General features: G+C 42.3%; 12 protein-coding genes. 7 read left to right on the top strand and 5 right to left on the bottom strand.

The window, feature by feature from the left end:
* Positions 1 to 158: 158 nt before the first annotated feature.
* From purC to dapA, 3 genes are read right to left on the bottom strand one after another with little or no spacing between them, the layout of a single operon-like run.
* On the bottom strand, positions 159 to 878 hold the full coding sequence (gene purC / locus FTT78_RS02405; protein ID WP_004974116.1) for a phosphoribosylaminoimidazolesuccinocarboxamide synthase: 720 nt from the start codon (positions 876 to 878) through the stop codon (positions 159 to 161).
* Positions 879 to 914: 36 nt separating this feature from the next.
* Positions 915 to 1,514 carry a hypothetical protein gene (locus FTT78_RS02400; RefSeq protein ID WP_026438344.1) on the bottom strand — a complete coding sequence of 200 codons (600 nt, stop codon included), beginning with the start codon at positions 1,512 to 1,514 and terminating at the stop codon, positions 915 to 917.
* A gap of 14 nt (positions 1,515 to 1,528) precedes the next feature.
* Positions 1,529 to 2,428, bottom strand: a complete 900-nt coding sequence (gene dapA, locus FTT78_RS02395) for a 4-hydroxy-tetrahydrodipicolinate synthase (RefSeq protein ID WP_131261232.1) — start codon at positions 2,426 to 2,428, stop codon at positions 1,529 to 1,531.
* Positions 2,429 to 3,277: 849 nt separating this feature from the next.
* On the opposite strand from dapA, the gene mhpT reads away from it, so the two are divergent.
* The 4 genes from mhpT (at position 3,278) to ppk1 (ending at position 8,072) form a co-directional block, all read left to right on the top strand.
* Positions 3,278 to 4,504 (top strand): 3-(3-hydroxy-phenyl)propionate transporter MhpT, encoded by a 1,227-nt coding sequence (mhpT, locus tag FTT78_RS02390; protein WP_131261231.1) that lies wholly within the window; start codon positions 3,278 to 3,280, stop codon positions 4,502 to 4,504.
* Positions 4,505 to 4,700: 196 nt separating this feature from the next.
* Entirely contained in the window at positions 4,701 to 5,102 is a 402-nt protein-coding gene (locus tag FTT78_RS02385) for a hypothetical protein (protein WP_131261230.1), read from the top strand.
* A gap of 47 nt (positions 5,103 to 5,149) precedes the next feature.
* On the top strand, positions 5,150 to 5,776 hold the full coding sequence (gene pncA / locus FTT78_RS02380; protein WP_104852749.1) for a bifunctional nicotinamidase/pyrazinamidase: 627 nt from the start codon (positions 5,150 to 5,152) through the stop codon (positions 5,774 to 5,776).
* A 232-nt stretch (positions 5,777 to 6,008) separates the two neighbouring features.
* Entirely contained in the window at positions 6,009 to 8,072 is a 2,064-nt protein-coding gene (gene ppk1, locus FTT78_RS02375; protein WP_180043510.1) for a polyphosphate kinase 1, read from the top strand.
* A gap of 106 nt (positions 8,073 to 8,178) precedes the next feature.
* Here ppk1 and FTT78_RS02370 read toward each other — a convergent pair whose 3' ends face one another.
* Positions 8,179 to 9,438, bottom strand: a complete 1,260-nt coding sequence (locus FTT78_RS02370) for a hypothetical protein (RefSeq protein ID WP_004974135.1) — start codon at positions 9,436 to 9,438, stop codon at positions 8,179 to 8,181.
* A gap of 78 nt (positions 9,439 to 9,516) precedes the next feature.
* Here FTT78_RS02370 and serB point away from each other — a divergent pair, with 78 nt between their 5' ends.
* The 3 genes from serB (at position 9,517) to FTT78_RS02355 (ending at position 12,163) form a co-directional block, all read left to right on the top strand.
* Positions 9,517 to 10,737 (top strand): phosphoserine phosphatase SerB, encoded by a 1,221-nt coding sequence (serB, locus tag FTT78_RS02365; protein ID WP_179997047.1) that lies wholly within the window; start codon positions 9,517 to 9,519, stop codon positions 10,735 to 10,737.
* Positions 10,738 to 11,138: 401 nt separating this feature from the next.
* Complete coding sequence (gene aciT / locus FTT78_RS02360; protein ID WP_004974137.1) at positions 11,139 to 11,474, top strand: ciprofloxacin tolerance protein AciT; 336 nt, start codon at positions 11,139 to 11,141, stop codon at positions 11,472 to 11,474.
* Between the two features lie 209 nt (positions 11,475 to 11,683).
* Positions 11,684 to 12,163, top strand: coding sequence for a hypothetical protein (locus tag FTT78_RS02355; RefSeq protein WP_004974140.1), 480 nt, complete (start codon positions 11,684 to 11,686; stop codon positions 12,161 to 12,163).
* A 62-nt stretch (positions 12,164 to 12,225) separates the two neighbouring features.
* Here FTT78_RS02355 and dtd read toward each other — a convergent pair whose 3' ends face one another.
* Positions 12,226 to 12,666, bottom strand: a complete 441-nt coding sequence (dtd, locus tag FTT78_RS02350; RefSeq protein ID WP_004974142.1) for a D-aminoacyl-tRNA deacylase — start codon at positions 12,664 to 12,666, stop codon at positions 12,226 to 12,228.
* Positions 12,667 to 12,810 lie beyond the last annotated feature (144 nt).

Genomic DNA, 12,810 nt, shown 5'->3' with positions numbered 1-12,810 from the left:
ATAAATTTAAAAATAGGCAGACAGACTGGGCATTGTGGATGGGGCGATTTTTTCAAAGATTTGGTTTGTAAACCCTGTTTGGTCTACAGCAAAATACAAAAAACCGAGCAATGTTGCTCGGTTTTGGGAATTCAGCTTTTAAAATTGAAAAGCTTGAATTAGATATTGTCTAAGTCGATGCCTAAACGTGCAGCAACTTCTTCATAAGCTTCAACCACACCGCCTAAACCTTGACGGAAACGGTCTTTGTCGAGTTTCTTCTTGGTGTCTTTGTCCCATAAACGGCAACCGTCTGGAGAGAACTCATCACCCAACACAATACGGTCGTGGAATACACCAAACTCAAGTTTGAAGTCGACCAAAATCATGTTACCTGCATCAAACAATGCTTTTAATACATCGTTGACTTGGTAAGTTAATTCTTTCATTTTTGCCAATTGTTCAGCATTGGCCCAACCTAAAGCAATCGCTTGAGATTCGTTTACCATTGGGTCGCCAAGAGCGTCATCTTTAAAGAACAATTCAAATGTAGGTGGGGTCAGTTCTTTACCTTCTTCTACACCTAAACGACGGCAGAGTGAACCTGCAGCGTAGTTACGAATAACGCACTCTACAGGAATCATGTCTAACTTTTTCACCAATACTTCGTTTGGTGTAAGTAGTTTTTCAAAGTGAGTTTCGATACCCGCTTCAGCCAATTTTTCCATGATAAAGGCGTTAAAACGGTTGTTCACCTTACCTTTACGATCTAGTTGTTCGATTTTTTCGCCATTGAACGCAGAGGCATCATCACGAAAGACTAAAATCAGGTGGTCTGCACTGTCTGTGGTATAAACAGATTTTGCTTTACCAGTATAGAGCAAGGTTTGTTTTAACATGAGGGAACCTTTTTCAAAAAAAAATGCCTAGTACGGCTAGGCTGGCCAATTTTGGTAAATCTGGGCCAACAGATCTGCAGCTTTTTCTTGATCTGCAAAGCTGTTATCGGCATTGAATACAGCTAGGTTGTTGCTCGAACCGACAGAGGTCAATCTTAAGACATAAATCTGTTGATCGACCTTAATGGTTGCCTCGTAACGGTTCTTACTTTGACCAACAATGCTGTAATTCAGACTGCTGAGGGTGGCAAGTGTGTATTGCCAAATTGTAGCAGAATTTCCATCAATTTTGAGCAACGGATTTTGGTTTCCGTCAACTACGGGTTGAGGACGTCCAATTTGCGTACTGTCTTGAACTGTGTTGCTGCTGGCTTGCATGGCTTCAGGACGTGGCATCGCAAAACGGTTGCCACGTGCATTTTCAAGCTTAGGTGCATTTGCCGTTGCTAAAGGGTCAACGCTTGGTGCAGGATACAACGGTGTTGCAGGTCGAACCACAGAACCTTCTGGATATTGAAGTGGTGCTAAAGTAGCGGCGTCTTTATAGTCCAATGAACCATTATTGATGGCAAGAGAACTACAACCAGCCAAACTCAATACTGAAAGTGCGGCGATAAAACCAAAACGTAATTGCATCATACTAAGCTCTTTTATTGAATGACACCCGCAGCCTGAAGGGCTTCGCGTAACGGTGCACGATATTGTTCTGCAAGCGGAGTTAATGGCAGGCGAATTCCTGTACCAATTAATCCCATTTCATGAAGTGCCCATTTCACAGGAATTGGGTTCGATTCACAAAATAGAATATTGTGTAAATTTGCAATCGCACTGTTTTGTTGCTCTGCACCTGCAGCATCACCTGCGATTGCAGCCGCGCAAACTTGGCTCATGGCTTTTGGTGCAACATTGGCAGTTACAGAAATATTGCCTTTTGCACCGTGCAGCATCAATTGATATGCCGTAGCGTCATCGCCTGAATACACCACCATGTTTTTGCCTGTTAAGCCAGCCAATAATTGCTGACCACGTGGCACATCGCCCGTTGCATCTTTTACGCCCACAATATTTGGGATGTCTGCAAGACGGATGACCGTTTCATTTGACATATCTACACCAGTACGACCCGGTACATTATATAAAATGATAGGTAAATCAACTGCTTCTGCAATTGCTTTATAGTGCTGGTATAAACCTTCCTGAGTTGGCTTATTATAATAAGGCGTTACCAATAAGGCCGCATCTGCGCCCAATTGTTGTGCTTCTTTGGTCAGTTCGATGGCTTCATGCGTTGAGTTTGCACCAGTACCAGCAATGACAGGAATACGCTTATTTGCGACGCGAATAATTTCTGCGATCACTTTGGTGTGCTCTTCCATACTTAAGGTCGATGCTTCACCAGTTGTACCTACAGCAACAATACTGTTGGTACCTTGTTCTATGTGCCACTCAACGAGCTTCTCGAGACCTTTCCAATCTACGCTGCCATCTTCTAACATTGGGGTGACAATTGCGACAATTGAGCCTTGAATGGTCTGTGCTTGCTGAGTCATTTTTTAAAAAGATCCTATTTTTCCATCCACAGAGGTGTAGAAAAGGTAGATGTGGATGGTTGCAGTATTTTGATTTGGGTCAAAATTCAATCAAATTGATTAAATAATGCTTAGCCAAATTATGACTGATTCAGTGTGTCAGAACAATATGCTTTCGTCAAAGCAATCATAAACTTTGTTTAATTTAGTATTTTAGGATCAGCAGCTTGTTGTTCAAAATAAAAAAATAATAACCATCTCCTTTGTACCCAAATTTTCATTGGTATGGCGCAACGGTATCAGCGTTTTTTTAGCCACATGAGCAAGAACAAAGCGCTGCTTTGTTTGCTGCGCAAGGGGGCGAGCATATTTTTTGCTGCTATTGCGTTATGTGCCAGTCATTTAGAATGACTAAATTTCCTGTCTCATGCCTTATATCAGCTAAAAAATCTTGCGAGATATATCTCTCACGTCGCAAACATAGATGAATTGTCAACAGACCCTAGATATTTATATAAAAAAACGCTCAATTCAGACCTTATAGCTCTTATATTTGACTGTTTTAATCGGGATATTTTGATTTTTGATTCTTAAGAATAATAGCTTTTAAGTCTACCTATGTTGTCGCTGACTTCTTAAATGGTGAGAAATCTTGCGCTGAATTTACTGCTTTAAGCGGGAAAATAGCGTGTAACTTGCCAGATTTATTGTTTTTTTCGCTATGTTTTTTTCTACATGCTGCGCAACACGTTTGCGCTGATCTGAAAAAATTCACTTTGGTCTAACACTTATTGATAGCTATTGCTGCAGTTTAAAACTGCGCAAGATGCAGGCTTTCACATGGCTATCTAATTCTAGTAGAGGGACCCAATGGATAGATCAACACAACATAGCGATCAGCGGCATGCGGTTATTACCGTCGCGATCTGCTTTTTAATTGCAGTGATTGAAGGTCTGGATATTCAGGCAGCAGGTATTGCTGCGGCAGGTATCCGTGAGCATTTTGGTTTAGACAGCTCGCAGCTTGGGGTATTTTTTAGTGCGGGTATTTTAGGTTTATTGCCAGGTGCTTTGGTTGGCGGACGTTTTGCAGACCGTATTGGTCGTAAAAAAGTATTAATCTGGTCTACAGCAGTCTTTGCTTTATTTACCTTATGTACGGTGTGGGTGAATAGCTTTGAAAGCCTATTGGCGGTGCGCTTCTTGGCAGGTGCGGGTTTAGGGGCAGCCATGCCAATTTTAATTACTTTGGCATCTGAAGCTGTTTCGCCACAAAACCGTGGTCGTGCTGTGGGCTTGATGTATTGTGGTATGCCTGTGGGTGCAGCCATTTTATCTTTAATTGCCAGTACAGATTTTGGCTCAAACTGGAAAAACATTTTCTATTTGGGTGGTTTGCTGCCATTTATTGTCATTCCATTGATGATGTGGTTATTGCCAGAATCACGTGAATTCTTAAAAGCACAAGCGGCAGGTAAAGATGTCACAGCACAAAATGCTGCGCCAAAAGCATCTTTTAAAGATTTGTTTAATTCACAAAACTTATTGCGCACCTTATTTATTTGGGTGAGTTACTTCTTTACCTTGATGGTGGTTTACATCATGTTGAGCTGGTTACCATCTTTATTTATGGAATTAGGTTTCTCGCGTAAAGAAGGCAGTACTGCACAGTTCTATTTCATGGTGAGTGCGACAGTCGGTACTGTAATTTTGGGTATGCTGACCGACCGTTGGAAAAAAGCCTACGTGATTTTATTGATGTATGGTGGTATTTTGGCAGGTTTATTTGCTCTAAATGCAGCGGGTTCACTCATGCAAATGTATATGGCTTCAGCTTTGGTCGGTGCTTTTGTGATTGGCTGTCAGGGCGTGTTATATGCTTTTGGTAGTATTGTCTACCCAACCGAAGTACGTGGTACTGGGGTCGGTGTTGCCTCTGCTGTTGGTCGTGTAGGCGCAATGCTTGGCCCTGCTATTGCAGGTCAGTTGTTGGCAGCAGGCTTTGGTGCGGCTGGGGTTATTTCAGCAGCCATTCCATGTATTATTATTTCAGCCATTTTCATGTTGTTATTGGTACGTCGTATTCAAACTGTTTAAAAGGATGAGAACAGTTGAAAGACCAAATAGCCTGCACTTGCAGGCTATTTTTTTGTATGTTGATCGCTGATTTTTGAGAGAAAATGCTCGAATGAAGTGTGACAAGTACTGTCGCAAAGCTGCCTGTTCTACTGGGTGGCAATGACGCAAGCAGGGTATAATAAGTCCTAAAAAACAGTAAATATAAGAGTATCATTTGAAGCAGAAAAAATTGATTGCAGAATTTCAGTTGGATCAACAGCAGTTTTCGCTGTATCTGATTGAATATGAATTTATTTTAGAACTGAAACGCCATTTTCGAGCAACACGGACTTCTCCAAAACAAAACGCGTGGCTGGCATTTGCCGATCAAGCTACTTATGAAGATGTCAACGCAGGTATTGATGCCTTTCAGGTGATGCGTTTAACCCGACAGCATTTGGTCAATTATTTAACTCGGCATCCACTGCCTTATTTTTATTTTCATGCCGCGACTGCACGCAAAGCCAAAATCTATCCACGTTTTGTACGGCAATTATTGTTACAGCTACCGAACTATCAACATTGTGCCGAAAACGATTCTTTTTATTTTTATCAAAGCGATACAACTCAGACTTAAATTTCAGCTATGCTGAGGGTAGCGTTTAAGATGGGAAAGGAAACAGCATGCAGCAGCTGAATAATGCCTTGATTGTGGTTGATGTGCAAAATGGTTTTTGTCCAGGAGGTAATTTGGCGGTTGCAAATGCCGATCAAATTATTCCCTGCATTAATGCGTTGGGACGTGTGTTTCAGAACATTGTGATCACCCAAGACTGGCATCCTGCAACGCATGTGTCCTTTGCTGCCAACCATGCAGGCAAACAGGACTATGAGCAGATTCAGCTCAGTTATGGCGAGCAAGTGTTGTGGCCTGTGCATTGTGTGCAAGGCACAGCTGATGCTGAATTACACCCAGATCTAGATTTGCCTACAGCACAATTGATTATACGCAAAGGTTTTCACGAGCAAATAGACAGTTATTCTGCCTTTATGGAAGCAGACCGCAAAACCACCACAGGCTTGGCGGCCTATTTAAAAGCCCGTGAAATTGATACGGTTTATATTGTGGGCATTGCCACCGACTTTTGTGTGGCGTGGACGGCAATAGATGCCTGTGAGTTGGGTTTTAGCACCTATGTGATTGAAGATGCCACCAAAGCGATTGATTTAAATGGCTCTTTAGAACAAGCATGGCAACAGATGTTGGCACAAGGAGTACAGCGAGTACAAAGTCAGCACTTACTTGGCTAAAACTAGATAACGAACTGGCCGCGAAAGGGAAGGGCGAAATCTTCCTTTTTTCTATAAAAATAGATTAAATGTAAAATAAAATAAATAAAAATCAATTTTTTACATATACTCAATTTTGACGAAATGTTCTGCGATTGATTGTGGGTGTAACATGATTGTCATAATCTCTACCTACCATGCCTTGCACAGAGGCGAAATAAGCAGACTGTCTTAAAAACAGCATAGAGAAGATATGGAACACTTTCAGCATTCATCTGATACTTATTTTAATCGTGAACTCTCTTTAATTGAGTTTAACCGTCGGGTCTTGGCGCAAGCTTTAGACCCAGAGTTACCTATTTTAGAGCGACTCAATTTTTTAATTATTTTTTCACGTAATTTAGATGAGTTTTTTGAAATTCGCGTTGCAGGTTTAATGAAGCAACTCGATTTGAATGCCATTACCCGTACCCCAGATGCCATTCCGACTGAACAGGTCTTGGTAGAACTGTCTGATAAAGTGCATCAGGCGGTGAAGCAGCAATACGACACTTTAAATTATGCCATTTTGCCGCAGCTGCAAAGTTTAGGGATTCACTTTATTCAATACCATGACATTGTGGATAAACATAAAGCGTGGATTGCCGATTATTTTGCCCGTCAGGTACAGCCTGTTTTAACGCCAATTAGCCTAGACCCATCGCATCCATTTCCGCGTTTGGTCAATAAAAGTCTGAACTTTATTGTCAGTTTACAAGGCAAAGATGCTTTTGGACGTGAAATTGAAATGGCGATTGTGCCTGCGCCACGCTCTTTGCCACGTTTAATCAATTTGCCAAAAGAAGTGGCAGGTAGTGCGACTGAACATATTTTCTTGACTGCGATTATTCAGCAGCATATCAATGATCTGTTCCCAGGCATGAAAGCCACAGGTTGCTATGCGTTTCGAGTGACCCGCAATGCCGACCTGATTTTGGCCGAAGATGTCGATGATTTGGCAGTTGCCTTAAAAGATGAATTATCGTCACGTCGTTTTGGGCGTGCGGTACGTTTAGAAATTGAAGATGATTGCCCGCAAGATATTATTGATTATTTGCTCAGAGAGTTTGATTTAGATGAGCAGCAATTATATCGGATTAGCGGGCCGATTAACCTGTCGCGTCTGACCAGTAGTTTTGACCGACCTGAATTGAAATATCCACCTTTTGCACCTGTGATTCCAAAAATATTTCGGAAGCAAAAACCGATGTTTGAGATTCTGAAAAAGCAGGATGTGTTGCTACATCACCCATTTGACTCTTTTCAGCCGGTGATTAATTTACTCAAAGAAGCGGCGAAAGACCCAAATGTGTTGGCGATTAAGCAAACGCTGTATCGTAGTGGCCCAGATTCTGAAATTGTGCAGGTACTTGCAGAAGCCGCACGTAATGGCAAAGAAGTCACTGCCGTGATCGAGCTACGCGCACGTTTTGATGAAGAATCCAACATTATGGTCGCCAACGTCTTGCAAGAGGCAGGCGCAGTGGTGGTGTATGGCATTGTCGGCTATAAAACCCATGCCAAAATGATTTTGATTGTGCGTCGTGAGCAAGATCAGTTGGTGCGCTATGTGCATTTGGGTACAGGCAACTATCATGCGGGCAATGCACGTATGTACACCGACTATGGTTTGATGACCACACATCCTGATATTTGTGAAGATGTGCATCGGGTGTTTCAGGAACTCACAGGCATGGGCAGATCGGCAAAATTAAAAAACTTGCTGCATGCACCATTTACCTTGCACAGTGAATTGCTCAAACTGATTGAACAAGAAATCGGGTTTGCACAAGCAGGCAAAGCTGCCCGAATTATCATTAAAGTCAATGCATTGACTGAGCCTGAGTTAATTACGGCTTTGTACCGTGCTTCGCAGGCAGGGGTACAGGTCGATTTAATTATCCGCTCGATTTGTTGTTTGATTCCAAAAGTGAAAGGTATGTCTGAGCGTATTCATGTCCGTTCGATTGTGGGACGCTTTTTGGAGCATACCCGCGTGTATTATTTTGAGCATGGTGGTGCAAAAAAATTGTACTGCGCCAGCGCAGACTGGATGGGGCGCAACTTATTTTCACGGGTGGAAACTTGCTTCCCTATTTTGGATGAGAAAATTAAACAGCGTATTGTAGAAGATGGCTTGCTGAGTTATTTGCATGACAATCAAAATGCGTGGGAGCTACAAGCCAATGGCGAATGGCAGAAAGCTGTTGTGGTGGGGCAGGCTGCTGTACACAATGCGCAAATGTATTTGGTCGAGCAGAAGCAGTTGAATGTGTAAATTGGGCTGCAGTAAATGGATGTGATCTAGCATCTGTGAGTATAAAAAACCTGAGTATGTGTGCATACTCAGGTTTTTATGCTTTTAAGGCATCTCATGGATTATTTTAAGAAGCTCTTGAATGTTTGCCTTTTAGAATTTCAGTTCGCAGGCTTTGCGCCAACTCAGCCGATTGGCTGTCCATGCCATTAACCATAAAGGCATGGCGCATCAGCACATTGGTCGGATTTGGCATACTCACTAATTCATAATGCGTAGACAGTTCATCTAGTAATTCATTCGGTAAATGCACTGCATTTTCACGAGCAGATAATTGATGCACCAAACGCTCTGCTGCCTGCACTGCAGATAACTGCATGGCTTCGACTGCGGTTGATAAACCACTGCGAGTTTGCAACACAAAACGCTTTTCTTCACGATAACGCTTATACAGCACTTCAGACAATAACTGGAACACCGTGCCAATCATGGCCATACAGGCTGCTGCATTTGGTGTATTGGCTGCAATACTGAGTGTTGCGCCATCTTCATGGAATGGTTGTACTGTTTGAATGTCGGAACGGTTTAACTTGTAGTGTTGTACGCACAGTTCAATGCTTTTGTTCAGGAAAATCTGACATAAGCTAAAATAAGGCACAGACACACTTTGCGTGACCGTGTCTAATAATTGTTTCGGGTCATAAAACTGAATATTCAGCGCAATGTTGTTTTGCTCTTGGCTTTGCTCAATGGCTTTGTTTGCTTTAGGCGACATCACAGGTTTAGGCTGTTGCTGTGCCTGCGCAAGTGCCAAAGCCGTTTGATGTTTTTCTTGTTCAAGGGCTTGCGTCAATAATTGTAATTCGTGTTTAAGGCGAGATTCATTATTAATGCGTGCTAAATATTCACTACGACTTGGACGGGCAATCGCGCGATAAGCCAACCATAACAAGCCATGAACCAATAATGATAAAAGTGTCGCTAACCATTGGGTACGCAGAATTTCACCAATACTTGGCTGAATTAAGGTAATTTCAATGCTGCCGACTTTCTTTTCATTGATGATTGCATCGCGGACAAAGACTTCACCTTCACGGGTACGTGACTGTCCACCTGTCGCCAAGACCTGATTTTGCGCATCTAAAATACGAATAGAAGCAATGCTTGGATTGGTGGCATAACGATTCACCAATAATGCCAGTGATACTGTATTGGCAGGTTCCAGCTCAGAAAGGCTGTCTGTGACCAGTTGGCTGGTCATTAACTGCCCCTGATTGGCGCGGTTTTCATTTAATTGGTGTGTTGTTGCAAGCACCAATAAAAAGGTGTGAAAAGCAAAACTTACAATCAATAGGCTAGCAAATAGCCCTTGTCTAGGCGCATTCAAGGTAAAACTTCCAAGGCATTTATATTCAATTTAGATTATGATTCTCACAATAGTTGTAGCTCAGACCCGAGTCAATTCATGCGAGAAATCATTCTTATATCATTTTTAGGACCTGACCAACCTAATCAGTTTACTCGATTAATGCAGGTATTGTCCGCTCATTCCTTACAAATCTTAGATGTTGGCCAAGCTGTTATTCATAATCAACTGACTTTAGGTATTGTTGTTGCATCAGAAGACCAGACTGCAACTGCTTTAGCCATGAAGGAGATTCTGATTTTAGCACATGATATTGGCTTAACTGTGCGTTTTAAACCAATCTCTGCAACTGAATATGAGCAATGGGTCAGAGAAGGCGGTCGTACCCGTTATATCGTGACTGCACTGGCACCAGAGCTGAATGCCTCACATTTACAGGCGGTCACGCATATTGTATCTAGCCAAGGTTTTAACATTGAAACTGTAACCCGTTTGTCGGGTCGCCCACAGCTTAATGTAGCCGAAGATGAACCTAAACGTGCTTGCATTCAGTTTGGATTAAGTGGACAAATGCTAGATGCAGTTGCCATGCGTGCTGCGTGTTTAAGCCTGTCGAATGAACTGAGTGTGGATGTCGCGGTACAAGAAGACAATGCCTACCGTCGTAACCGCCGTTTGGTGTGTTTTGACATGGACTCAACGCTCATTGAACAAGAAGTGATTGATGAGTTGGCGATTGAGGCAGGTGTGGGCGATCAGGTGGCGGACATTACCGAACGTGCCATGCAGGGTGAACTGGATTTTCAGCAAAGTTTCCGCGCGCGCGTAGCATTGCTCAAAGGTTTAGATGCTGCTGTGTTGCCTAAAATTGCCGAACGTCTGACCGTGACCGAAGGTGCTGAACGCCTGATTTCAACCCTGAAATCTTTGGGTTATCGCACCGCTATTTTGTCGGGCGGTTTCCAATATTTCGCAGAATATCTGCAGGAAAAATTGGGGATTGATGAAGTGCATGCCAACATTCTAGATGTGGAAAATGGCATGGTTACAGGCGAAGTAAAAGGTCACATTGTGGATGGTGCGCGTAAGGCATTATTGCTACGTGAACTGGCAGACAAAATGGGGATTTCTTTGGAACAAGCCATTGCGGTGGGTGATGGTGCGAACGACTTACCAATGCTTTCTATTGCAGGTTTAGGTGTGGCGTTCCGTGCTAAACCGTTGGTACGTCAAAACGCCAATCAAGCCATTTCAAGCGTGGGCTTAGATGGTGTGCTGTACTTATTGGGCGTGCATGACAAAGACTTGAACCGTGCCTAATATGACAATTCAATGAAAAAAACGCAGCAGTCATGCTGCGTTTTTTGTTTGTATAATCAGCAGATAACGATGAACGGTAAACAAAAACTGTCGATAAAAACCGCAACAGCATTGAATGAAAAAAATATTTTTTAAGGCAAAAAAATAAGGTGTTTTTTTGTAATGACACGCGAATAAAGAGCTAGCTTAGCTTCCCGAAAACTACAAAATTTAAAAAATGTAATGACAATATAATATTGCGACAAGGTGTGTCGCTTTATAAAAATACAAGTCTTTTTTTATCTAGAAAACGCAGCATAATGCAGACATAGAATTTAAATCGACATCCATTATTTATTTAAACGGTATTTGAAGTCGCAGACCAATTCAAAAAGAGGCTGCATCTTTAGACGGAGGTTTTTATGCTAACAGCGAATTTAGCGACCATTGTAGGCTTAAGCCTCGTCGCAGCTGCGTTGATTGCTGTTTTCTTTTCGCCTTATCGTCGCTGGTTAAACTTTATGTTGGCAGGTATGGTGTTTTGGGGTTTATTGGAAGTGGTGCGCTACAGTGTGCAAAGCGTATTTGAACTACCAATTACCTACAGTTACTTGTCGGCAATTTTCTTGGCGATGACTTTGGTGACTTTATTATTATTACGAGAAGACCGTCGGGCAGAGCGTGCTTTGGCAAAACGTCGCTATATCGAACATACCCCAGTCTATGAAGACGATCAGCAGCAGTGCTCAAGCCGCTAAATCGTACAGACTAAATTCAAAAACTTTAAAAAGATGCAACTGGTTTGCATCTTTTTTGCTTTATCTGTACGGCAGTTTGCGCCATCCAAACAGCGACAAAATTTTAACACCCTCCTAAAGATTGTTATACAAAGCCTTGCAGCAAAAAGCGGGAGTTGTGATAGGATGAGTCTGTTCATTATCCAACAATTACAATAGGCTTCACTGTCATGAAACTTTCTGCAATTCCTGTGGTCAAACTTCCTTTGGTTGATGTCAGCACCGATCCACTTGACCTTCTCGTGGCAGGTTTGGCATTGCGTATGAAACAACTGGCACGTACCAGTCCAAAATTTATTGAGTTGGTGCATGAACGCCAGTTCCGTATTCAAATTGGCACAGACTTGGGTATGGCGCGTCAAATTATTGTCAACAATGGACATATTGACACTGTGGCAGGCGATGCAGAAAAAGCCGATTTTATTTTGCAGTTTGCAGACAGCGAGCAAGGCGTAAAAACCTTAATGAAAGGTGATCCAACTGCATTTATGACAGGCATGCAAAATGGCAGCATTAAAATGGAAGGTGATTTTGGCTTATTGGTGTGGTTTAACCAAGCAGCGAAATTGATTCCACCTAAACTACCAAAACCTGTAAAAGAAAAAATTAAAATGGCACGCCAGTTTATTAAACAAAAAACGGGTAAATAAGCTGCTCAGACCCAAACAAAAACCTCTGATCAATTTTTGACAGAGGTTTTTTTATATGTGATTTACTCGACTTCCAAACAAAAAGTCACAGGCCCGTCATTTACCAAATGCACTTTCATATCGGCAGAGAAAATACCTGTTTCCACCCTGTCAAACTGACTTTTGGCATAGTCCACCAATTGTTCATACAGCGCTTTGGCATCGTTTGGGGGCATCGCAGGGCCAAAATCAGGACGTAAACCTTTTTGAGTCTGTGCCATGAGGGTAAATTGTGAAACCAATAACACACTGCCATTGGCCTGACTGACATTCCAACCCATTTTGCCTTGTTCATCATCAAAAAAACGATATTTTAAAATTTTATCAATCAGCTTTTTGCCTTTCTCAAAATTATCGTCTTTGCCTAAGCCCAAAAATACCAAAATACCCTGTTGAATCTCGCCAGTGATTTCACCATCGACCACGACTTTGGCTTCAAGAACTCGTTGTAATAATGCGCGCATGGGGGACTAATTTTCTCAGTGTGGGGGATGGCTGCAGATTGTAGCAAACTTAGGCACTTTGGCGTGCATTAACATCAATCACGAAAGCATCAGAACGGTAGCTGCCCGCAGAGAGGTAAAATATCTTGGGAAGGCTACACTTCA

The sequence above is a fragment of the Acinetobacter sp. YH01011 genome, from assembly GCF_013420785.1.
Lineage (GTDB): Bacteria > Pseudomonadota > Gammaproteobacteria > Pseudomonadales > Moraxellaceae > Acinetobacter > Acinetobacter towneri.
This window is presented reverse-complemented; position numbering and strand designations above follow the sequence as displayed.